Raw genomic sequence first — 24,484 nt, forward strand, 5'->3', positions numbered from 1 at the left:
CCCCCCCCGATTATTTAACACTTTTTATTGGTTATCTATTGCTGGAGAGTCTCCTGCTACCTCTTATTGTAAGGCAGAAGAGGAGAGGACTATTGCCGTATCCGTAAGTGCGGTACGCTGCTACACACGCTCTTCTTGATACCTTGATAACCATCTGTCGTGACATGACTGCAAGACAGTGACGGAAGCAACTTTGGAAGATAAAGGCGATATTAAACAATTAACCTAACTGACAACAATATGAAGGAAAGGGTTACAAACATACAAAGGGAGCCATTAACCATTTAACAAGCACTAAATTTGAAAACAAAATGAAAGAAACAGTAAAACATAAAATGCCATACACTACACCTTTATGCGAGGTGATAAAGATTGGCGGAGATGACAACCTATTGGATAACTGGGGCATACAAGCCAGCATAGAGGAACCCATAGATGGTGGGGAAATTGAGGATGCCAAGAGGTATGATTTTTCGGAGGAAGACTTCGACATGAAATATAGCTGGGAAGACTGACGACTCACCTACAAACCTGTCGCCAAGTTAGACGGGATAAAGGGAGCAACATAGGCTTTTCGACACTAAGAACAGAACAAAATGAAAAGAGAAAAAACAAAAAATAGGACATCTATGAAAACAACTATACATAACCTACGCAAGGTTGTCATGCTTTGCGTCACACTCGCAATCATGGGACTCACGCTCGGATCGTGTGCCAGCGACATCGATGACAGCCTATCCTCTACTCCCGACAAGGAGAGCGGGCAGACGAAGTATCCAACCACAACTATACGCATGTACATTGGCGACATGCAGATGGACGGCGAGACTCAGAAAATAGTTCACGAACTGGCAAGTAATGCCAAGACATACGGTGTCATCACCCGTGCCATCTCGCTCGACAACAACGGCAAGGTGAAGAACGGACAAGACTTCATCGCCACCTGCTACATCATGAACGAGCGCACACAGCAACTCGGCAAATTCACATACAAGTGGCAGACCAAGCGCAGCGATAACAACGACCTACAGCTCAACGACCCCAACGGTGAGGGAAAATTGCAAAACATCACCGTGACATGGGTACTCGGCAGTCCCTCCAACAACATCTCTGGCGACGGCTGGGAAGTGTGCGCCGTAGCTGGTGGAACGGAGAAAGAAGTGGGAGGAGGTGCCAACGGAGCGATGCGCCACAGCGTGAGCTTCCAACCACAGATGGTACCCGACAACAGTCCTGAAACCAAACAGGGTGGTAACGTAAGAATGGCAAACAACAACGAGCCCATCGCCTTCGTCTCCAACAGCAAGCCAATAACCATGAGAAATGGTGCACCGTTCGCTCGTTTCAAATTCAAGATGCCTGGCACGCTTGTCAAAATAAAGGTGAAACGTGATGACAATGTGTCCAAGTCGCACGACTATTTTCTTAAAACCAACGCCCTGCACCCTATGGGCGTGTTCTGCCCCATAACAGACAAAGGCAAACTCAAAGCTGGAGACATCAGCACATGGTGGGAAAGCACCTGTCCTGTCATCGTCCGTAATTTCGACAACAACGACAACTACATACTCCACCTCAACGGCAAAGCCAAGGAAACGATACACCTCACTGAGGGCGGAGCTGAATATGATGTATGGTACATGTGGGGCATGCCCACCGACAAGGCAGGCGTTGAGACCATGATGGGGTCGTGGACAGGCGGCTACATTCTCAAACAAGCCAAGAAAGCCAATGCGCAAGGTCCGTTTATCAGCAAGCACGACTTCAAGAAAGATGGCGGCAAGATGCGCACCCTCACCGCCAACGTGCACGACTCGGAACCGTACCCAGCATTCAACTTCCTCAACTTCCTCTCTCGCGCAGCCAAGCACAACATCGCCGCCCCCAAGACATGGTGGGACAACGATTGCTATCTCAACAGCAACAATTGGCCCGATAATAGAAATGGGCATACAGTTTGGTATACATGGGAGGATGCGATGCAATACAAAAAGGTAATGCCCGAGGATAACGTGTGGCACACCCCCTCGCTCACCGAGCTGACCACGCTCTTCCCATTCCCCGCAGAGTATGGAAAATGGAAGGATCAGGGAAAGGACGTTTGCGTCTGTCCCGGAAAGGAAAGAACGTTCCAGAACGAGAACGACCTGTACCTGGAATGGATGACGCTCTATGCTGAAATCGAGGAATCAAATGGATATCTATTTGTAAGAGACCTTATTCCGGATAACGGCGGCGATCTTGCAGCAGAACAGATGAAAGACCTCAATACACAAGGCTTTTTCAGCAATTTCTACACCACGGAAGATGGCAAGACTACTTATGCCATACGCTTCTTCCGAAGTTCGAAATACGGAGACAGGCTCTGTTGCGCTTACAAATGGGAGACGCGCAACTGGCCCGACCGCAAAGACACCAACGAGAACCAACTCGTCGTGACCAGCCGTTGGATAGGCAACGCGCCTCTAAAGGTGTCTGACATTATGAGCGACGCATGGTGGAATGGTGAGGACAGTAAGTTCAACGTGCAAGTGAAACTGCCGTGCCAAGGCGAGAGCGCAGGTATTAAATACACGAATTACCGTAATTCGATGACGATGATAGCTGGCAGCAACCACCAAACTGCCGGTGTCAAAACACAGCACTTCGCCCGCGTTTTCTCCAGCCATAAAGGAGGAACCTTCCAGCGTAAGACCCAATGGAGAATGGGATTCATACACCCATTCACCAATCTTATGATGTGCAATGAGAAAGGAAAACCGGGAGACGAATACAACGAGGAGGGAAGCGGTCACGGCTCAGGTAAAAATTGGCCTCGCCCAAAAACAGGATGGCACGCTAATCCGAGATAACTTCCCTTACAGAATACAATTTCTTTTTACATGATAAAGACACAGGTTGAAATACGCCTCACAGTGCATTCCAACCTGTGTCTTCTCGAATATATTATATAAATTATCCAAATTAGAATTAAGCATATATTATTCATAAGGTATAAAAAAAGAAACGTTCAATTGTGGCGTAATGGACATCTGGAGCTTTTCAGCCTACCAAATGTCCATTACGCCTAATTTAAATGCTGTATGTGCAAACCTAAAATCTTATTCAAAGGGATTATTGTTTGTATGAGGAGTGTCATTTACAGCATTCACTTCACCCATATTATATTCGGTAAACATTATCTTTCGCAAACATAATTTTGATTAGAATTAAAATTATTGGTGATTTTGTGTGTTGATAGTTATTAAAATATTATCTTTGTAAAACATAATCTTTGGCAAAGATAATTATTTATGATATGGAATTTATTGATAGAATAGAAGAAACTGCTACGTTCAAGCGTACGCTGGGCCTTAACCGACCTGTGCTCATTGTGATTTATGGCAGGCGGCGTATTGGAAAGTCAGAACTCGTCAAGCATGTTTTGACCGATCAGGATGTGTACCATCTAAGCGAAGAAGCACAGACGCAGCAGCAGATAGATTCCTTTGCTAAGACCGTTTCATTTACGTTTGACGGCTTTGACCGTGTGTCATACCATGATTGGGAAACGATACTCACCTCTATCAATCTATATGTTGGGGAAAACACATCAGTTTGCTTAGATGAGTTTTCTTATCTTGTCAAGAGCGACCCCTCGCTGCCTTCCATCATTCAACGATTGGTGGATAGCAAAAAACTGAAATACAACCTGATACTTTGTGGTTCCTCCCAACTGATGATGCACTCATTGGTACTCAATGAAACATCGCCCTTGTATCAACGCTGTGCTTGGCAGCCAAAGCTGAAGCAACTGTGTTTGCCTTATATCAAAGAAGCCCTGCATTGTTCCGACCAGCAGGCTGTTGAGGAATATGCCGTTTGGGGTGGTGTGCCTCGCTACTGGGAACTTCGTGCCGACTTTGATAGTTTGGAAGTGGCGGTGCGCAATCTGCTGGTCAATAACTATGGCACGCTGTACGATGAGCCAACTTGGTTGCTTCGTGATGAACGTCGTGATACGGCTACATCTTTCTCATTACTTACTACGGTAGGCAACGGGGTGAATCGCATTTCGGAAATAGCCAGTCGTATGCAGCAGCCTGCGACCAACCTTTCTCAGCCCATTAGCATACTGACCGATTTAGGCTATGTGGAGAAAGATATACCCTTTGGTGACAATCCAAAGAGCAGCAAGAAAGGACTTTATCGGCTTGGTGATAACTTTCTTTCCTTCTATTACAGGTTTATCAATCCCAACAAATATCTTATTGAGCTCGATCGTCAGGATCTCGTAATGGATATTATCCGTAAGGACTTCAACACATACGTTGGTCAGGTATGGGAAAGGATTTGTCGCAACTTCATAACGGGCAATGAAATTGATGGTGTAGTCTATGGCAATGCCTCACGCTGGTGGGGCAGCATACCAAAAGAAGATGGCAGCAATGACTACGAACAGATAGAGCTCGACCTTGTGGCTGAATCGCTTGACAAAAAGCATATCCTCGTAGCAGAATGTAAATGGCGAGAACGCGACGAGGCACAGAGCATTTATGAGCAATTAACAAGCCGTGCCAGCCGCTTACCCTTTGTAAAGAAGGGGCAAAAAGTACACACGATATTGTTCCTCAAAACAGAAACCAAGGCTGATGTTCCATGCTATTATCCAAAAGACATCATAGCATCTATGCTTCAAGAGGATGCCTCCAAAGACAAAGCTTCATATTAACATTCTTAAGTTGGTAACTTTTGCAAGTTATGGAAAAACTATCCGCCACAAAATTAGATGACTGCGCTATCGTAATCTGTCTTCAAGGAAAAACAACTCGCAAATGGAAAACATGAAATAAGAGAAAGTGTGGTTTAAAGACGAGTGTATAATACACCCTCAATAAAATAAGCCCCTCCGAAGAGGGGCTGTAGGACTTGCATCCTTCGGCATATAGCCTTATTGTGATAAGATGTAGAATATCTTATGTGGCAAATGTAAACAAAATATTTGTTACTAACAAATATTTTTTCTAATTTTACAGAAATAAATTTATTTATTATGAACAAACGCATATTAGGATTGGATACTGGCACCAACAGTTTGGGGTGGGCAGTAGTTGATTGGGACGAGCATGCCCAGAGTTACGAGTTTATTAAATATGGTGATGTTATCTTTCAAGAAGGTGTAAAAATTGAAAAGGGGATAGAATCTTCTAAGGCTGCCGAGCGTTCGGGGTATAAGGCTATACGGAAACAATATTTTCGACGTCGCTTACGCAAAATACAAGTGTTGAAGGTGTTGGTGAAATATCATCTTTGTCCTTATTTGAGTGATGATGATTTACGGCAGTGGCATTTGCAGAAGCAATATCCTAAAAGCGATGAGTTGATGTTATGGCAGCGCACAAGCGATAAAAAGGGGAAAAATCCTTATTATGATAGACATAGATGTCTGCACGAAAAATTAGATTTAACGGTTGAGGCTGATAGATATACCTTAGGTCGTGCTTTATATCATTTAACGCAACGGCGTGGCTTTTTGAGTAATCGACTGGACACCAGTGCAGATAATAAAGAAGACGGAGTGGTGAAATCGGGAATTTCGCAGCTGTCGACAGAAATGGAAGAGGCGGGATGCGAATATCTTGGAGATTATTTTTATAAGCTCTATGATGAACAAGGTAACAAGGTGCGCATCAGACAAAGGTACACAGACCGTAATAAACATTACCAGCATGAGTTTGATGCTATTTGTGAAAAGCAAGAACTAAGCAGCGAGTTAATAGAAGATTTGCAACGAGCCATCTTCTTTCAACTACCGCTTAAATCGCAAAGGCACGGTGTAGGCAGGTGTACCTTTGAAAGAGGGAAACCGCGTTGTGCCGATTCGCATCCTGATTATGAAGAATTTAGAATGCTTTGTTTTGTCAACAACATTCAAGTAAAAGGACCTCACGATTTAGAGCTACGTCCCTTAACTTACGAGGAGCGAGAGAAAATTGAACCTTTGTTTTTCCGTAAATCAAAACCTAATTTCGACTTTGAAGACATAGCCAAGGCATTGGCAGGCAAGAAAAACTACGCTTGGATACATGACAAAGAAGAAAGAGCTTACAAGTTTAATTATAGAATGACACAGGGCGTGCCGGGATGTCCTACTACAGCACAGTTGAAAAGCATATTTGGCGATGATTGGAAGACAGGTATAGCCGAGACATACACACTTATTCAAAAGAAGAATGGGAGTAAGAGTTTGCAAGAAATGGAGGACGATGTTTGGAATGTGTTGTATTCTTTTTCATCGGTTGAAAAGCTAAAAGAGTTTGCTCATCACAAGTTGCAGTTGGATGAGGAGAGTGCAGAGAAGTTTGCAAAGATAAAACTAAGTCACAGTTTTGCAGCGCTAAGCCTGAAAGCGATACGCAAATTCTTACCGTTCTTGCGCAAGGGAATGTATTATACGCATGCTTCGTTCTTTGCGAACATTCCTACCATAGTAGGTAAAGAAATATGGAACAATGAGCAGAACAGAAAGTATATCATGGAGAATGTTGGTGAACTGGTTTTCAATTATCAACCTAAACATCGTGAAGTACAAGGAACGATTGAAATGCTGATCAAAGATTTTCTTGCCAACAACTTCGAGTTACCAGCAGGGGCAACAGACAAACTATATCATCCTTCTATGATAGAAACCTACCCTCATGCGCAACGCAACGAATTTGGCATATTGCAATTGGGCTCGCCACGAACCAATGCCATCCGAAATCCCATGGCTATGCGCTCTCTTCATATCTTGAGACGGGTGGTAAATCAGTTGTTGAAAGAAAGTATCATTGACGAAAATACGGAAGTACATGTTGAGTACGCCCGAGAATTGAATGATGCCAATAAGCGAAGAGCAATTGCAGGTTGGCAAAAAGAGCAAGACAAACAACACAAAAAATATGTCGATGAAATAAGGAAGTTATACAAAGAAGAAACAGGAAAAGACATTGAACCAACTCAAACAGATGTGTTAAAGTTTCAACTTTGGGAGGAACAAGACCACCATTGCTTATATACAGGTGAACAAATAGGTATCACAGACTTTATTGGGAGTAATCCGAAGTTTGATATAGAGCACACTATTCCACAGAGTGTTGGTGGAGACAGCACACAGATGAACCTTACATTGTGTGACAATCGGTTTAACAGAGAGATAAAGAAAGCCAAGCTACCTGCACAATTGTCGAATCACGAAGAGATATTGGCAAGAATTGAACCGTGGAAAAACAAATATGAACAGAAGATAAAAGAACGTGACAAGCAACGCACATTTGCTGGAATGGATAAAGCGGTGAAAGATTTAAGGATACAAAAACGCCATAAGCTACAAATGGACATCGATTATTGGCGAGGAAAGTATGAGCGATTTACCATGACCGAAGTGCCCGAAGGGTTCAGTAGGAGACAGGGAACTGGCATCGGACTTATTTCTCGTTATGCAGGGTTGTATCTCAAGTCGTTATTCCATCAAGCAGACAGTCGCAATAAGTCGAATGTTTATGTGGTAAAAGGCGTGGCAACAGCCGAGTTTCGTAAAATGTGGGGGCTGCAAAGTGAGTATGAAAAGAAATGTAGAGATAATCATTCTCATCATTGTATGGATGCTATCACCATTGCATGCATCGGAAAGAGAGAGTACGATCTCATGGCTGAATATTATCGCATGGAAGAAACATTTAGGCAAGGCAGAGGTTCCAAACCTAAATTCTCAAAACCTTGGGCTACATTTACAGAGGATGTTCTCAACATATATAAAAACTTATTGGTAGTACACGACACACCGAACAACATGCCGAAGCATACAAAAAAGTATGTGCAGACATCTAAAGGAAAGGTGTTGGCTCAAGGTGACACGGCAAGAGGTAGTTTACATCTTGACACATATTATGGCGCAATAGAGCGAGATGGAGAAATAAGATATGTTGTTCGGCGACCACTCAGTTCGTTTACAAAACCAAAAGAGCTTGAAAATATTGTCGATGAAACCGTGAAGCGAACTATTAAAGAAGCAATAGCGGACAAAAATTTCAAGCAGGCTATAGCGGAACCAATCTATATGAATGAGGATAAAGGCATACTTATAAAAAAGGTAAGATGCTTTGCTAAATCCGTGAAGCAACCCATCAACATCAGACAACATCGAGATTTGTCCAAGAAAGAATATAAACAGCAATATCATGTAGTGAATGAAAATAATTACATGTTGGTTATTTATGAGGGTTTGGTGAAAAATAAAGTGGTTAGAGAATTTGAAATAGTAAGCTATATCGAGGCTGCCAAATATTATAAACGAAGTCAAGACCGAAATATATTCTCGTCAATAGTGCCTACTCACAGCGCCAAATATGGATTACCACTTAAAACAAAACTTTTAATGGGGCAGCTGGTGTTAATGTTTGAAGAAAATCCTGACGAAATACAAGTGGATAATACCAAAGACTTAGTTAAAAGACTCTACAAGGTGGTTGGCATTAAAAAAGATGGACGTGTAAAATTTAAATTTCATCAAGAGGCTCGTAAAGATGGTTTGCTTATTTTTAGCACTCCTTATAAAAACAATAATGGTTATGTTCCTATTTTCAGACATAGTAAAAAAAATATCAACATATTAGTAGATGGTAAAGATTTTACTATCGACATTCTTGGTAAAGTAACGCTTAAAGAGTAAGCCGATATGTTGAAACGAAGCGTTGTCTTTTCTCATCCAGCAAGTCTTTCACTGAGGTATAACCAACTGGTTATTACCATGAAAGACTTGCCTGATGAGCGACGGACTATTCCTATAGAAGATATAGGCTTCTTAATGGTTGACAATCCTATGGTCTCAATAAGTGTACCACTTCTAAATGCATTGACAGAAAATAACGTGTCGGTAGTATTTTGCAATCAAAAAGGTATGCCAACATCCATGTTGTTTAATTTAGATAATAACATCACACAAGGTGAAACTTTAAGAAATCAACTTTCTGCAAGTCCGTTTCTCAATAAACAGCTTTGGAAGCAAATAATAGAATGTAAGATAAAAAATCAAGCACAACTTCTTGAGAAATTAGGTAAAGAAGGAAAATGTTTGTTCCCTTATTATAATAATGTAATGAGTGGGGATAGTACCAATCGAGAAGGGGCTGCCGCTAAACTATATTGGACACAACTATTTGGAAAAGATTTCATAAGAGATAGAAATCAGTCTGGTACAAATGCGCTGCTCAACTATGGTTATACCATTTTACGTGCGGCAGTAACGCGCGCAATTATGTCAGCAGGACTTTTTCCTGCATTGGGCATCTTTCATCATAACCGCAGTAACGCTTTTCCTTTAGCAGACGACATGATGGAGCCTTACCGCCCGTTCGTTGATGAAATAGCGTACCATCTTACCCAAAATAGACAAACGACACTTACCACTGAAGTGAAAGGAATATTGATAAAATTACTTTATTGTGATACATATTTTATGAACGTAACTCGTCCTTTAAGCGTGGGGCTAACCATGACAATGGCTTCTCTTGTGAAATATTATGCCAAAGAAGTAAAGAAAATCAGTTTGCCTCTTTTGAAATGAGTGAGAACCGGCTAAATGCTTATCATGTTATGTGGTTGTTTGTAATGTTCGATTTACCCACTGTTACAAAGAAAGATAAGACGGAGGCTGCACGTTTTCGCAAAGAATTAGAGAAAGATGGATTTACGATGTATCAATATAGCATCTATATTAGATATTGCGGTTCGCAGGAAAGCGCAAACGTTCATATCAAAAGGGTTAAATCAATCTTAACACCAAGTGGTAAAGTTAGTATTTTAACAGTAACAGACAAACAGTATTCAAAGATTATCAATATGTGGGGTGAAATTAAACAAAAAGCTCCAGAAACACCTATTCAGTTAGAATTTTTTTAGTACATTTGCAGTAAAGATGATATATTCGAACTACTTCTTGTATGAAAATATTTGTATAATGTGCTTATATTCAATATTTTAAATAGTACATGTTGTGGTTTGATGTAGAATCAAGATATAAAGCAACACAATAAGCTAAAACGGTAGCATATTCATCGTTGTGGTTTGATGTAGAATCAAGATATAAAGCAACGCCTCCAGCGAGGTAGGAGCTATCGCTATGTTGTGGTTTGATGTAGAATCAAGATATAAAGCAACAAAAACAACATTGTCAATGTCTTCCTCAAAGTTGTGGTTTGATGTAGAATCAAGATATAAAGCAACAAAAGAAAGCAAAACAGATGCAAGAGGAGTGTTGTGGTTTGATGTAGAATCAAGATATAAAGCAACTTGTCGAGAGTTGTTTGATAGTTACATCAAGTTGTGGTTTGATGTAGAATCAAGATATAAAGCAACAAAGAACCTCCAGTGGTGAAGCCCTTGTCAGTTGTGGTTTGATGTAGAATCAAGATATAAAGCAACCCTACTGGGCAGTCATTGTATCGGAGCCAGTTGTGGTTTGATGTAGAATCAAGATATAAAGCAACAAAGCTCTTTCGGGTTCAGACAGTCTACCCGTTGTGGTTTGATGTAGAATCAAGATATAAAGCAACCTGGTGCGGATGCTGTTATGTTCAAATCAAGTTGTGGTTTGATGTAGAATCAAGATATAAAGCAACGCACGAAGACAGAATTGTTTACGACCTGTGGTTGTGGTTTGATGTAGAATCAAGATATAAAGCAACGGAAGATGTTGAAGCTATTGTAGATGCAAGGTTGTGGTTTGATGTAGAATCAAGATATAAAGCAACGAAGCCTGCCTGCACCTCAAAGAGGGAATAGTTGTGGTTTGATGTAGAATCAAGATATAAAGCAACAAAACAATTACTTATAATCGCACAAAGACAGTTGTGGTTTGATGTAGAATCAAGATATAAAGCAACAGAGTTACGGCAAGATGATTGTTCCCGGAGGTTGTGGTTTGATGTAGAATCAAGATATAAAGCAACCGCCGACAAACGCATTGAGTTAAACAACAGTTGTGGTTTGATGTAGAATCAAGATATAAAGCAACAAGATGGGTATATTAAAGCAAATATCTGCAGTTGTGGTTTGATGTAGAATCAAGATATAAAGCAACAGGCGTACCAATTCGCATCGTTGTCCATATGTTGTGGTTTGATGTAGAATCAAGATATAAAGCAATGTTATGCCGATGCGTGTTTTATCGTTACCGGTTGTGGTTTGATGTAGAATCAAGATATAAAGCAACTTACTTGTTCCACTCATCTTCTGAATAGGTGTTGTTGTTTGATGTAGAATCAAGATATAAAGCAACTAGCCTCCCCTGCCCCCCGAACGAGGGGTTGTGGTTTGATGTAGAATCAAGATATAAAGCAACAGTGCGCTAATATGCGTGCATAACCCGTGGTTGTGGTTTGATGTAGAATCAAGATATAAAGCAACGCACTGGTTCTCTCACTTGTCATTGTTTCGTTGTGGTTTGATGTAGAATCAAGATATAAAGCAACATGTTGAACCTAAGAAGGAGGAAACGGCAGTTGTGGTTTGATGTAGAATCAAGATATAAAGCAACAAGCTGACGGCCTGATTCATCTGTAATAGGTTGTGGTTTGATGTAGAATCAAGATATAAAGCAACAGGGTAGTCTTTAAAGCAGCCTTAGTATTGTTGTGGTTTGATGTAGAATCAAGATATAAAGCAACACATAGGACGCAATATAGTAGGCTGTGTTGTTGTGGTTTGATGTAGAATCAAGATATAAAGCGACCCAAGATGGACGAAGTAGAGCGACGCGTAGTTGTGGTTTGATGTAGAATCAAGATGTAAAGCAACATGTAAAGTACCAGCGGAGTTCACCGTCGTGTTGTGGTTTAATGTAGAATCAAGATATGAAGAAACTCGTTTCAATTTCTCTTTTAACTTGTTTGGTTCTGGTATCTTGTCAGATATCAGGACTAACATCTGGTTATAATCATTTATCAAAACAACAAAAAGAAAAAATAATTGATTACAATGGTAAAATCGATAATATATCCGATTTTACTAATGTTTATAACGTTACTGTAGAACAAGTAAAAGAATATCTTTCAAATCATAACAACGTTATAATATATGATTATACACCATTTTGTAAGTCTTCTTTATGTTTACCTCTAAACACATTAGAAGATATATGTAAGAAAAACAATACAGATTTACTTGTTATTTCAAACATTTATGATGACATTTTTTTAGGTGTCACAAATAATTTTCCTATTTTAATGATAAAAACAAGTGTATATAATACTAAATCAAGGGCAAAATATATCGATAAATTTTATCAATCTTTAATCGGTTTAAATCAAAAAGAAATTGTTTATGCAAGCTACCATTATTTTCAGAATGGAACTTATATAAAAAGTTTCAATGATATCAAAGATATAGAAAAAGGCATTAAATAGATACGTTCTGTTTCTCTCCACCATCGCGTGAGGACATGAGAGAATGCCAGATGAAATCCCGATGACATAGGCTCTCGATGGCAAAAAATAAACAAGTAAAAAAAAACGTGTTCCAGTCAAATGACAGGATACGGTCTTTTTTTCGGTGCCTGTAGCCCACTTATCCCACAACCATACTCACTAAGTACAGCGCGACGGGGATAGTGACGATGGCGATGCCGATGAAGTCGATGTACACACCCGACTTAATCATCTTTGTGATGGGGGCGTAGCGCTGGCATAAACAATGGCGTTTGGTGGCGTCGAGACGGGGAGCATGAAGCCCAACGAAGCTGAGAGTGCCACGTCTACTGCCACTGGCACTGGATTGAACCCTGCCGAGAGGGCTGTTCCGATGGCAAGCGGACCAGTCATGTTATTCGCACCGGTGTGCGAGGTCAGCTCTGACAGCAGCAGTGACATCACGCAGAGAGTGGGGGCTATGAGAGAGTCTACCCAGAAGCGGTCTGATTTCCTCTTGCGTCTGAAGCAAATTCCTCGGCTGCACGCACAAGCAGACGCTCTATATGTATGGTGTGGCTCGAACCAAAGGATTTATCGAGGTCGACTACAAGCAGGTCAGCAAGGCTCCATAGCCAGCTGCATAGCACCGCAGTGCCTATTCTATACGATGTCTTTTGAGGTATAGGGTGTGGCAGGTGCCATCGTGGTATTAGAAATGAGGAATGAAGGATGAAACGAGAAGTAGCCTTCGCCTCATAAAAAAAGAAAAGTATGGCAGATGCCTTACATCCACCATACTTTCCTCATTGATTGGACCGCTATTACAGTAGGGCCTTGAACTTCTCATCGAGCGTTGCCTTTGAGGCTGCCCCGACGAATTTGTCTACCAGTTCTCCTCCCTTGAAGAAGAGGATGGTAGGGATGTTGCGCACGCCAAACTGCATGGCGATGTCGTCATTCTCTTCTACGTCACACTTGCCTACGACGATTTTTCCATCATAGTCGTTTGCCAATTCAGAGATAACAGGACCTACCATGCGACAGGGTCCGCACCATGTAGCCCATAAATCCACTACCAATGGCAGATCGCCATTCTTATAACTCTCGAAATTCTCGGTTGTAATTTTAACTTCCATCTTTTATTTGATTTTTATATGTATTTATGACAAAGATAAATGATTATCATGAATCATGCAAGCATCGTGCCAAATTAATTCACCAGATAATTCATATTGGGATTTCCCTCGATGTATCTGAGCAGGTCATGATTCAAACTGATTTGCTGAAGCCCTGAATGAAGCAAGATACTGGTTTGATGTTTCTTGTCCGCTACCTGGAAGCACAGCTGCGTGTTGCCCTTCGAATCTTGCAGCATCGACACGATATCGTTCACCACCACTTCATCGATGGCCTCGCTGTCCACAACAATGGTCAGCCTGTGTATCTGCTTGTCTCTTACCGTTTGCAGATACTGAACATCGTTGATGCGAAAGTCGTAGTAGTTGCTGTCCCGGTATCGCTGCGAACACTTGCCGGTAAGATAAACGGTACTGCCCACTACCATCATGCCTTTCCACTTTCCCCATTCCTCACCAAAGAAAGCTATCTCGCCTGTTCCACTAAAATCTTCTATTGTTACGAAGCCGCAAGGCTTTCCGGTTCTCGTAAATTTGTCCTTCACATCGGTAATCATGCCAGCGAAAACCACGTCTGCCTTTTTGGCCAACTCTGCCTTGTCGCCCAGTTCGGTGCACGAAGTGTTACACATGCTCTTCAACACGATGCTGAATTCATCCAGCGGATGGGCCGAAAGATAGATTCCCACCAAATCATGCTCGCGATTCAGTTTCTCAATGTTGCTCCACAACTCTGGTTTAGGAATGGGGGGTGTGGCAATCTCTACGGCATCTACTCCGCCAAACAGCGAATGTTCTATTTCTGATTTCTTGTTCTGATAGAGCTGTCCATAGCGCACCAGCGTGTCAATAAACAGTTCGCCTTTGTTGTTGGCAGTGAAGTAGCTCTCTCGCGGAATGCCGAAGCTGTCGAATCCACCACTAAGCGCCAAACTTTCGAATGCCTTGCGGTTGACTTGAGTAAAGTCCACTCGGTGTGCAAAATCGAAAATGTCTTGGTACAGTCCATTGGCCTCTCGCTCCTGGATGATGGCAGTCGCGGCGGCATCGCCCATGCCCTTGATGGCGGCAAGACCAAAGCGTATTTCCCCCTTGTGGTTCACACCAAACTTCTGATAGCTCTCGTTAACATCGGGCCCTAACGTGGCTATGCGCAGCGACTTGCATTCGTCCATCAACTTGGATATTTCCGTTATCTGGTCCTTGCGTCGACTCATGATGGCCGCCATGAACTCGGCAGGATAGTGAGCCTTGAGGTATGCCGTTTGGAAAGCCACCCACGAATAGCAGGCCGCATGCGACTTGTTGAAGGCATAAGATGCGAACTTCTCCCAGTCGGCCCATATCTTGTCCAACACGTTCTCATCATATCCGTTCTTCTTGCCGCCTTTGATGAACTTGGGTTTCATGGCATCTACTATCGCTTTTTTCTTCTTACCCATGGCCTTACGCAGGGCGTCACTCTCACCACGCGTGAAATTGGCCAACAAACGCGAGAGCAACATCACCTGCTCTTGATAGACGGTGATACCGTATGTATCTTTCAAATACCGCTCCATCACCGGAATGGGATAAGTAATCTCCTCCTCTCCTTTCTTACGCGCGATGAATGACGGGATGTTGTCCATGGGACCGGGGCGGTAGAGGGCGTTCATGGCGATGAGATCTTCAAACTTCGTCGGACTTAACTGGCGCAGATAGTTCTGCATGCCGGCCGACTCAAACTGGAATGTGCCGATGGTGCGTCCCTCTTGGTAAAGTTTGTAGGTCAATTCGTCGTCAATGGGAATCTTGTCGAGGTCGATGTCTATGTTCTTCGTCAGCTTCACATTTTTTACCGCTTCCTTCAACTCAGACAGGGTTTTCAGCCCCAAGAAGTCCATCTTGATCAGTCCTGTTTCCTCAATCACATGGCCATCATACTGCGTACAGTTGGTCTTTTCGTCTTTAAAGTCAGGGTCATCGGCCGTTGACACGGGTACCCAGTCGCTGATGGGGTCGCGACAGATGATGAAACCACAGGCATGGATGCCCGTTCCCCGCACCGTTCCCTCCAGCATTTTGGCATACTTGATGGTGTTGCTCTCGCGTATGTCGGTAGAGGCTTCGGCCATTTGCAGCTCGGGCGTGCACTTGATAGCGTTGGTGAGGTTCATTTTCATCTTATCGGGAAGCCTGTCCGGAATGGCCTTGCACAAAGCGTTTGCTCGCTCCAGCGGCAGTTTTTCCACCCGCGCCACGTCCTTGATGGAGTTCTTGGTCGCCATGCTGCCGTAGGTGATAATGTGCGCACAGTTCTCGTGTCCATACTTGTCCATCACCCATTTCAACACCTTCCCCCGGCCATCGTCATCAAAGTCGGTGTCGATATCAGGCAAAGAGATACGGTCGGGGTTCAAGAAACGCTCGAACAGCAAGTCGTATTTCAGGGGATCAATCTTCGTGATGCCCAAGCAGTAGGCCACAACCGACCCGGCTGCCGATCCACGTCCCGGTCCCACCATCACGCCCAATTCCTCTCGGGCCGCGCGGATGAAGTCGGATACAATCAAGAAATAACCCGGAAAACCCATGGTCTTCATCACATGAAGCTCAAAGCGTATGCGGTCGTCCACCTCCTTGGGCAGCGGGTCGCCATACAATGGCTTGGCACCCTCATAGGCAAGATGCTGCAAATAGTCGGCCTCAAACTTGATGCGATACATCTTCTCGTAGCCGCCAAGATGGTCTACCCGCTTCTGCGCGTCTTCCTCCGACATGGGATTTTCGCCATTTTCATCGGTGGTAAACTCACGAAGAAGGTCTTCCTCCGTAAACTTTTGTTTCCAATCCTCTTCCTTTCCAAACGATTCGGGGATGGGGAAGTTGGGCATGATGGGGTCGTGGTTGATGGAATAGGTTTCCACCTTATTAAGAATCTCGATGGTATTCGCCATCGTTTCGGGCACATCGCTGAAGATGCTGTTCATCTCTTCGCGTGTCTTAAACCACTCTTGCTTGGAATAAAGCATGCGCGTGGGGTCGTCAAGGTCTTTCCCCGTAGACAGACACAGCAGGTGATCGTGGGCCTCGGCGTTCTCTTTGTCCACAAAGTGAACGTCATTGGTGCACACCACCTTAATGCCGTACTCCTTGGCCAGGTTGAAAATCACCTGATTGGCGCGCTGCTGCATGGGATAGGCCTCACGGTTGGCCCGAATGGAGGGGTCTTTCACCTCGTGGCGTTGTATCTCCAGGTAGTAATCGTCACCAAAAACTCGCTTGTACCACTCCACCGCTTCCCTGGCTCCGGCCATGTCGCCGGCAATGATTTTGCGTGGCACTTCGCCGGCCAGGCAGGCCGTACAAACGATGAGGTCTTCATGATATTTCTCCAATTCCTCACGGTCGGTACGCGGCCGCATGTAATAGCCCTCCTCCCAGGCATGGCTCACCAGCTTGATGAGGTTTTTGTAGCCACGGTAGTTTTTAGCCAACACGATGAGGTGGTAACCACTCATGTCGCCCATGTCCTTGACCTTGTCGAACCTACTGCGCCGAGCCACGTACATCTCACAGCCGAAAATGGGCTTGAAGGGCTGCTTGCCGTCGGCCTTCAACTGCTTGTTAACCGTGTTGGCATAGTCGAAAAATTCCTTGATGCCAAACATGTTTCCATGGTCGGTGATGGCCAGTCCGCGCATCCCGTCGGCAACAGCCTTGTCAACGAGTCGCTTCACGGGCGACTGACCATCAAGAATGGAATAATAGGTGTGTACGTGTAGGTGGACAAAATCGTTCATGTGTTCTTTTAATTTGGAGCGTAAAGATACTCAATATGGTCGACACAGCCAAAGAATGAGCGTAAAAGTTTGTGCGGTTTCTAAAAAACAATTATCTTTGCACAAACTTCTAATCGGTTTTCATACTATGATTAAAAGAATCAAAAAACTGAAGAAAATCCGTATACATCGCGAAGGAACAGACACCCTGATTTGGGGATTCATTGCCATTGCAGCCATTGCATTGATTTTATGGCGGTCGTTCGAAACTAAAATACCATTTTATGCCTTTACGGTTATCTTCGGAACGATATATTGCATCGTCATCAATTTCTTTCAATGTCCCATCCGCTATTTTCCTTCTGAGGACACCGACAAGATTGTCTTGGCCCCGGCTGATGGCAAAATTGTGGTGATCGAGGAGGTGGAAGAGAACAAGTACTTTCACGAGAAGCGCATCATGATTTCGGTCTTCATGAGCCTGTTCAACGTTCACGCCAACTGGTTTCCCGTTGACGGCAAGGTGAAACTGGTTCATCACCAAAACGGCAACTACCACAAGGCATGGCTGCCTAAAGCCAGTGAGGAGAATGAACACAGCGACGTCATCATCACCACGCCCGACGGTGTGGACGTTCTCTGCAGACAAATTGCTGGAGCCATGGCCCGACGCATTGTGACTTACGCCAAGGAAGGCGAAGACTGCTATATTGACGAGCACCTGGGCTTCATCAAATTTGGTTCGCGCGTGGACGTGTACCTGCCCATTGGAACGGAAGTGTGCGTGAAAATGGGACAAAAAACAACGGGTGACCACACCATCATTGCAAAACTAAAATAAAATAAAGCGGAAACGGCAATCGGGGTGACGCACGTCGCATCCACCACCTTGCCGAACCTCTACGATACAAATGAGCAACTTCATCAAAAGAAACATACCCAACGCACTGACCTGCAGCAACCTCATTTCGGGTTGCATCGCAACTTGTTTCGCTATTACCGGCGATGCCAAGATGGCCTTGATATGCATACTCGTCGGAGCCACATTCGACTTTTTTGACGGCATGTCGGCCCGCTTTCTGAAGGTGTCATCGCCCATCGGCAAGGAATTAGACTCGCTGGCCGATTGCGTTACCTTTGGTGTAGCACCGTCCACCATGGTTTTTTACGAGCTTATGGTCATCGACTACCCGTCGTTTCTCACTACGCCAGAGGCTTTTTCTTTCGACCCTTACCGCACGTTCATTCCCTTTCTGGCCTTCCTCATGGCAGCTTTCTCGGCACTGAGGTTGGCCAAATTCAATATTGACACGCGTCAAACCGATTCGTTCATTGGGCTTCCCACACCAGCGAACGCCCTGTTTTGGGGATCACTCATTGTCACAAGTCCAGCCTGGCTTGAAAACAATGCCGGCGCACTGGTATACATTTTAGTACTGCTGCTGTTGAGTTGTTATCTATTGGTCAGCGAGATTCCTATGTTCGCCCTTAAATTCAAAAACTTTAAATGGCAGGGCAACGCCATCCGGCACAGTTTCATCATCTTCACCGCTGTTGTGCTTGTAACGTTTGGCGTTTTGAAAGGTTGGTGGATCGTCATCGCATCCTACTTCCTCATATCCTTGGGATTGTTACTGACAGGTAGGTCAAAAATCACCAAGATGAATCACGACAAAGAACAGAAACTATGATATTCAAAATAATTTTTATCATATTCCTCATCGGCTTGCTGGTGGTAGGCTTTTCCGCAGCAAAGTTTATCAGCATTTTCCGCGAAGGTGCCAGACAGTTCAGAGAGCAGTCCAAAGGGTCAGCTCAGCGGCAACAGCACCGTAGAAGCACCACCCAAACGGTGGTAGACCATCGGGATGTTGACGAAATAAACAAAAAAATCTTCAAAAAAGACGAAGGCGAATACATTGAATTTGAAGAAGAACCCGTGGAAACGAAAAACAAAAACTAAACTGAAGCGGCCATTCCTTGCCTCATCCTCCGCCTGCGAATGGCCATCTTGCACTCGTAAATGGAATGAAATCAAACGGGCAGGCACACATTTGGCAACGGGGACTATTGGAAGAGGCTGCCTGATTTTTTCTTAACAACCAACCTCTCCATATTTTGCGTATTTGCAACTGGCCTGGCCACATGGCGCAAATACGCCTAAAACGGGCAATGTTGTATCGCATTACTACACAGGTAATTACGAATTTTCTGCATTGCAACGCATTCATTTTTCAATTTTTCTTGCTCCAAAAGCATGGTTCTAAGCGTGCAATCTGTATGTCTTTGCCTGTCAAGAACATGTAAATAAGGTATCAAGATGATGGTTCTTCGCATGCAATCTCAATGCTCTAACAGCAAATTTCACTTTTTCATGCAAATCAATCTCTGGTTTGCTTCCTCCCTGCCTATTGATTTTTTCCAGATTGAAAGTTTCAAGGTGCCGTTTTAGGTGCCTAAAACAGGAAAAATATTCAACAAATCCGTAGGGGCGTGATATATCATAACCCGTCCTTTTGTGGTTACACGCTGCTATTTCAAGGGTTCCTTTTTTGTCTACATGTTAAAAATGCATGTCAGGCGAACCGAATGTTTTATCTTTTTAGTATCTTTGCACGTCACGCAATCATGGGGGTTCGTGATGATTAATTGAGTGTATTCAAAGAAGTTATGCCACTGCATTTGCCCAAACATTTTCCAGCCATCGAGCGGTTGAAACAGGAAAACATCCTCGTGGAACGCGGGGAAGAGGAAACCGCGCATGGACAGGTCGAGCCTATCAAGATAGCCGTATTGAACTTGATGCCTACCAAGTTGCAGACCGAAACCGATATTCTGCGGTTACTGTCGGCATCTCCTTTGGATATTGAAGTGGCGTGGATGAGGCTCAGGTCGCATACGCCAACGCATGTGCCAGCGGCTCACATGGATGCTTACTATCATTATTTTGACGAATTGGCATCACAATCGTTCGATGGACTCATCGTGACTGGCGCACCTGTGGAGCATTTGGATTTTGAAGAAGTGGATTATTGGGACGAGCTGACGCAGATATTCTCGTGGGCGAGAACTTCGCTCAAATCCACCTTATATATATGTTGGGCGGCGCAAGCTGGCTTGTATTTTCATGAAGGTATCAACAAATATGCGCTTCCTAAGAAGATGTTTGGCATCTTTCCTCAACAGGTGCTGCATCCCGAAGTACCCATTTTCCGCGGGTTTGATGATGTGTTCCGCATGCCGCACAGTCGCCATACCGAGATTAGGAAGGAGGATATCCTCCAGCATCCTGAACTTTCGCTGTTGGCAGAGTCGGAAGAGAGTGGGGTGAGCATGTGTATGACGGCTGGTGGAAAGGAGATTTTCATCACGGGACACATGGAATATGCGCCCGATACTTTGGATCAAGAGTACCATCGTGATGCGGGAAAGCGCGACGATGTGGATCTGCCACGGCATTATTACCGTGACGACAACCCCGCCAAGGGACCGCTCGTTACCTGGCGAGCGCACGCCCACCTGCTGTTTACAAACTGGATGAACGAATATTTAAGATAAGCAATGCGGAAACTGGAACTGCTGGCACCGGCCAAAAACTTGGAATGTGGAAAGGCTGCCATCGACCATGGAGCCGACGCAGTGTACATCGGTGCGGCCAAGTTTGGCGCGCGGGCATCGGCTGGCAACTCGCTGGACGACATTCGTGAGTTGTGCCTCTATGCCCATCAGTACGGTGCCAAGGTGTATGTCACGGTCAACACCATTGTCTACCAAGACGAGCTTGAAGACACGCGCGCGCTCTTGCGGGCCTTGACGGAGATGCATGTCGATGCGCTGTTGGTGCAAGACATGGCCGTACTCGACCTGTTGCCCAAGGACATAAAGCCTTTACCGGCCCTCCATGCCAGTACGCAAACCGACAATCGGACGGCCGAAAAGGTAGCTTGGTTGCATGGTCTGGGCTTCGAGCGCGTTGTGCTGGCGCGCGAACTGTCGCTTGCCGAGATTAAAACCATCCACCAAACCCTACCTGACGTGCAGTTGGAAGGCTTCGTGCACGGTGCGCTGTGCGTGAGTTACTCGGGGGTGTGCTATGCCTCGCAGTATTGTTTTCAGCGCAGTGCCAACCGCGGTGCATGCGCACAGTTCTGTAGAATGAAGTTCGATTTGATTGATGCGCAAGGGCGTGAGATAGAACATCAGCGCCATTTGCTGTCGCTGAAAGACCTGTGTCAGATTGATCACCTGGAAGAAATGGCCGATGCGGGCATCTGTTCGTTCAAGATAGAAGGCCGACTGAAGGATGTGGAGTATGTCAAAAACGTGGTGTCGGCCTACTCGAAGCGGTTGAACCGCATCATCGAGAAACGCGGGGATGACTACCGTCGGGCATCGTTGGGGCAGGTGACGTATTACTTTGAGCCCGACTTGAAGAAGACGTTCAACCGGGGATATACCGATTATTTCCTGCATCGCAGGCAACCTTACATCTATTCGCCCGACACACCCAAGGCGCTGGGCGAGTATGTAGGCAAGGTGAAGGAAATCAGGCGAGGCTCGTTCAATGTCGCCGGAACGGCCAGCTTTGCCAATGGCGACGGACTTTGTTTCATCAATGATGAGCATGAGTTGGAGGGTTTTCGCATCAACCGGGCAGAGGGCAACCGGCTGTTTCCACTGCGCATGCCGGACAAGCTGCGATCGGGTGCGGCCTTGTATCGCAATCGCGATGAAGCGTTCAGCAAGCTGTTGAAGGGGAAGACGGCAGAGCGCAAGATTCCCATCACGCTCACCTTGTCGGTTACCGAGAACGGTTTTGCCCTTTCGGCCACGGGGCAGGGCATCACACCCACTTGCCAGGTGCTGGAGACAGACAAGCAAAAGGCCATGAAACCGCAACGTGACAATATTTTGCGACAGTTGGGTAAGCTGGGCGACACGCCCTATTTGGCCGATGTGATTGAGCTGGAAGGGCAGGTCGATGCCTATTTCATCCCGTCGAGCGCATTGGCAACGCTGCGCCGCGAGGTGGTGCAAGCCATCGAGTTGGAACGTCCCAGTGATGTGGAAACGCCATCCGCACATCCGTCTATATCCCCAACTGTTCCGCCAGTGCGCAAGTTTAGTGGCACATTGGCTTGGCAACCCGAATACCGTAAGTTTACCTATCTGTACAACATCGCCAATACGCTGTCCAAATCGTTCTATCAACGTGAGGGCTTGTCAAACGTGGCTGATGCCTATGAGGTGAGCCAAGGGGCGGATGAAGGGTCAAAACGGCAAGATTCCATACTGGTGATGCAGTGCCGTCACTGTCTGCGTTACAGTCTGGGATATTGTGTAAAACGGGGTGGCAAGCAACCCACATGGAAAGAACCGCTGTATTTGCGACTGGGTGACGGTCGCCGCTTCCGTTTGGAGTTTAAGTGTGACGAATGCCAAATGAATATCTATGCCGGAGAATGAAATCATCGTAAACAAGCGAACGCGCCGCAAGCCGTTGCTCCTGCTGTGCCGATGCCTGGTGCTGTGGGCTATGTTGGGCTTGCTCTGTGGTTGTTATCACCGACCTAATCATGCGTCCGAGGCCCTCGTTCCCTTGAACCCCGAGCAGGTAGACTCGCTGCATTTCTATTCCAAGCACCATTATACCAACAACTATAATTTCATCGTCAAGAGCGATTCGCTCGTGCTGCTTAAGCAACAGCCCGAAGAATTGCTTTCCGGATTCATGACCGACAGCTTGGTGCTGGGCCGTCACAGTCATGTGGTGGTGGCCGACATTCGCATGTTGCCCACCGACACAATAGACTCCGTCTGGGTGCAGTTGGCCAGCGACCAGCACACGATTGGGTGGATTCACGAGTCGGAGATGCTGCCCCGCGTGGTGCCCGACGACCCCATCTCGCAGTTTATTTCCACCTTCTCGGACACCCACTTGCTGGTGTTCTTGGTGGTTATCACACTGATAGCCATCGCCTATTGGATGCGTCGGCTTGTCAAGGACAAGGCGTGGATAGTGCATTTCCGCGACATCAACTCGTTTTATCCCACGCTGTTGTGCCTCATCGTAGCCTCGTCGGCAACGCTGTATGCCAGCATCCAGATGTTCGAACCCGATATGTGGCGGCATTTTTATTATCATCCCACGCTCAATCCCTTCACGGTTCCGCTGCTGCTCATGGTGTTCCTGCTGTCGGTTTGGGCCATGCTCATCGTGGGTTTGGCGGCCGTGGATGACGTTCGGCATCAGCTGCCCTTCAGCGATGCCGTGATGTACCTCAGCGGATTGTTGGCCACCTGTGCCGTCAACTACATCGTCTTCGGCCTTACCACCTTATATTATATAGGCTATCCCTTGCTTGTGGCTTATTATTGGTTTGCCATCCAGCAGTACAAGCGCCACGCCCAGCCGCATTATGTGTGCGGCAATTGTGGTGAAATTATTCAGCACAAGGGCCGTTGTCCCCATTGCGGTGCCATGAATAGTTGACATAGGATGTTGCAACCTGACGGTTGCGAACGACAAAATCCTTATAAATAAGGATTGATGCATACCATCGTTTTTTCTACCTTTGTCCCATCAAGATGATTCCATTAAGTGGAGATTGACTACAATGACAGATCGTGACCGTTGAAAGCCACGGCTTGGGTGCTCGCTCAAGGGAGGTTGCCGACCTCATGTCAATGAGGACATGGAATAGGTGGCAGCGATGAGTCCCCCGTAATGAATTTAATGTTAGACACGAGGCTCTCGGAATTTTGTTTCGGGAGCCTCTTTCTTTACGCTCCATGCCGCATTTTTGAATCCCCGCTTGTTGTTGTCCGATGCGCAATGCGCATGCAGGAATGGTTGCTCCCGCCCATGCAAACTCATATAGTTTGGGTGCTAAAGGCATTGCTTTTGGGGGCCAATCTATAAGAGTTTGCCCACCAAAGTCAATGCTTTTGTCCTTTACGCCATTCACAAAGAGATTATTGCATGATTGGGTTCGGAAAACAGCATCAAAAATAATAGCGCAAAACCGCACGAAAATATCAGCGCAAAGCTGCATCGAATCGGATGACAGCGCAAAATATCCGCAAAAAAAATAACATTCTCATAAAAAATATTTATATTTGCAAAATCAGTCCATCCTGATGGTTCGGCTGAGGCTGTCCA

16 protein-coding genes and 1 CRISPR repeat array are annotated in these 24,484 nt (G+C 45.2%); of the genes, 14 read left to right on the forward strand and 2 right to left on the reverse strand.

The window, feature by feature from the left end:
* The first annotated feature begins 311 nt into the window (after positions 1-311).
* The 8 genes from HMPREF1254_RS01140 (at position 312) to HMPREF1254_RS12445 (ending at position 13,110) form a co-directional block, all read left to right on the forward strand.
* A complete protein-coding gene (locus tag HMPREF1254_RS01140; RefSeq protein ID WP_036878815.1) occupies positions 312-515 on the forward strand; it encodes a hypothetical protein in 204 nt (67 codons plus the stop codon).
* Positions 516-629: 114 nt separating this feature from the next.
* The gene (locus tag HMPREF1254_RS01145; RefSeq protein ID WP_023056892.1) at positions 630-2,852 is read left to right on the forward strand and encodes a hypothetical protein; all 2,223 of its coding nucleotides are present in this window, start codon (positions 630-632) and stop codon (positions 2,850-2,852) included.
* A gap of 446 nt (positions 2,853-3,298) precedes the next feature.
* The gene (locus tag HMPREF1254_RS01150) at positions 3,299-4,711 is read left to right on the forward strand and encodes an ATP-binding protein (RefSeq protein ID WP_036890786.1); all 1,413 of its coding nucleotides are present in this window, start codon (positions 3,299-3,301) and stop codon (positions 4,709-4,711) included.
* A 321-nt stretch (positions 4,712-5,032) separates the two neighbouring features.
* Positions 5,033-8,689: a type II CRISPR RNA-guided endonuclease Cas9 gene (gene cas9 / locus HMPREF1254_RS01155; protein ID WP_023056979.1), complete on the forward strand. Its 3,657-nt coding sequence runs from the start codon at positions 5,033-5,035 to the stop codon at positions 8,687-8,689.
* A 6-nt stretch (positions 8,690-8,695) separates the two neighbouring features.
* Positions 8,696-9,583: a type II CRISPR-associated endonuclease Cas1 gene (gene cas1 / locus HMPREF1254_RS01160; RefSeq protein ID WP_023056921.1), complete on the forward strand. Its 888-nt coding sequence runs from the start codon at positions 8,696-8,698 to the stop codon at positions 9,581-9,583.
* Positions 9,580-9,918, forward strand: a complete 339-nt coding sequence (gene cas2 / locus HMPREF1254_RS01165; RefSeq protein WP_036890788.1) for a CRISPR-associated endonuclease Cas2 — start codon at positions 9,580-9,582, stop codon at positions 9,916-9,918. Before cas1 ends, cas2 begins: the two co-directional genes overlap by 4 nt.
* Before the next feature lie 91 nt (positions 9,919-10,009).
* Positions 10,010-11,880: a CRISPR direct-repeat array (repeat unit 36 nt; unit sequence GTTGTGGTTTGATGTAGAATCAAGATATAAAGCAAC).
* A gap of 26 nt (positions 11,881-11,906) precedes the next feature.
* Positions 11,907-12,422, forward strand: coding sequence for a hypothetical protein (locus HMPREF1254_RS11560; protein WP_036878797.1), 516 nt, complete (start codon positions 11,907-11,909; stop codon positions 12,420-12,422).
* A 286-nt stretch (positions 12,423-12,708) separates the two neighbouring features.
* Positions 12,709-13,110 carry a hypothetical protein gene (locus HMPREF1254_RS12445; RefSeq protein ID WP_036890791.1) on the forward strand — a complete coding sequence of 134 codons (402 nt, stop codon included), beginning with the start codon at positions 12,709-12,711 and terminating at the stop codon, positions 13,108-13,110.
* Positions 13,111-13,246: 136 nt separating this feature from the next.
* On the opposite strand, the gene trxA is transcribed toward HMPREF1254_RS12445, so the two are convergent.
* The gene (trxA, locus tag HMPREF1254_RS01180; RefSeq protein WP_023056900.1) at positions 13,247-13,561 is read right to left on the reverse strand and encodes a thioredoxin; all 315 of its coding nucleotides are present in this window, start codon (positions 13,559-13,561) and stop codon (positions 13,247-13,249) included.
* Between the two features lie 74 nt (positions 13,562-13,635).
* The gene (dnaE, locus tag HMPREF1254_RS01185; protein WP_023056975.1) at positions 13,636-17,343 is read right to left on the reverse strand and encodes a DNA polymerase III subunit alpha; all 3,708 of its coding nucleotides are present in this window, start codon (positions 17,341-17,343) and stop codon (positions 13,636-13,638) included.
* 127 nt (positions 17,344-17,470) lie between these two features.
* Between dnaE and HMPREF1254_RS01190 the strand changes: the two genes are divergently transcribed.
* The 6 genes from HMPREF1254_RS01190 to HMPREF1254_RS01215 all read left to right on the forward strand — a co-directional run bounded on the left by HMPREF1254_RS01190 (position 17,471) and on the right by HMPREF1254_RS01215 (position 23,815).
* Positions 17,471-18,163 (forward strand): phosphatidylserine decarboxylase family protein, encoded by a 693-nt coding sequence (locus HMPREF1254_RS01190; RefSeq protein ID WP_023056825.1) that lies wholly within the window; start codon positions 17,471-17,473, stop codon positions 18,161-18,163.
* 70 nt (positions 18,164-18,233) lie between these two features.
* Positions 18,234-19,013, forward strand: coding sequence for a CDP-alcohol phosphatidyltransferase family protein (locus HMPREF1254_RS01195; RefSeq protein ID WP_023056927.1), 780 nt, complete (start codon positions 18,234-18,236; stop codon positions 19,011-19,013).
* A complete protein-coding gene (locus HMPREF1254_RS01200) occupies positions 19,010-19,285 on the forward strand; it encodes a DUF4834 family protein (protein ID WP_023056947.1) in 276 nt (91 codons plus the stop codon). The genes HMPREF1254_RS01195 and HMPREF1254_RS01200 overlap by 4 nt, the downstream gene beginning before the upstream one ends.
* Before the next feature lie 707 nt (positions 19,286-19,992).
* Positions 19,993-20,880, forward strand: a complete 888-nt coding sequence (locus HMPREF1254_RS01205; RefSeq protein WP_023056884.1) for a homoserine O-succinyltransferase — start codon at positions 19,993-19,995, stop codon at positions 20,878-20,880.
* A 3-nt stretch (positions 20,881-20,883) separates the two neighbouring features.
* Positions 20,884-22,788 carry a peptidase U32 family protein gene (locus HMPREF1254_RS01210; protein WP_023056964.1) on the forward strand — a complete coding sequence of 635 codons (1,905 nt, stop codon included), beginning with the start codon at positions 20,884-20,886 and terminating at the stop codon, positions 22,786-22,788.
* Positions 22,789-22,858: 70 nt separating this feature from the next.
* Positions 22,859-23,815 carry a beta-carotene 15,15'-monooxygenase gene (locus HMPREF1254_RS01215; RefSeq protein WP_051331257.1) on the forward strand — a complete coding sequence of 319 codons (957 nt, stop codon included), beginning with the start codon at positions 22,859-22,861 and terminating at the stop codon, positions 23,813-23,815.
* Positions 23,816-24,484 lie beyond the last annotated feature (669 nt).

The organism is Prevotella sp. BV3P1, from assembly GCF_000479005.1.
In the GTDB taxonomy this organism is placed as follows: Bacteria; Bacteroidota; Bacteroidia; order Bacteroidales; family Bacteroidaceae; genus Prevotella.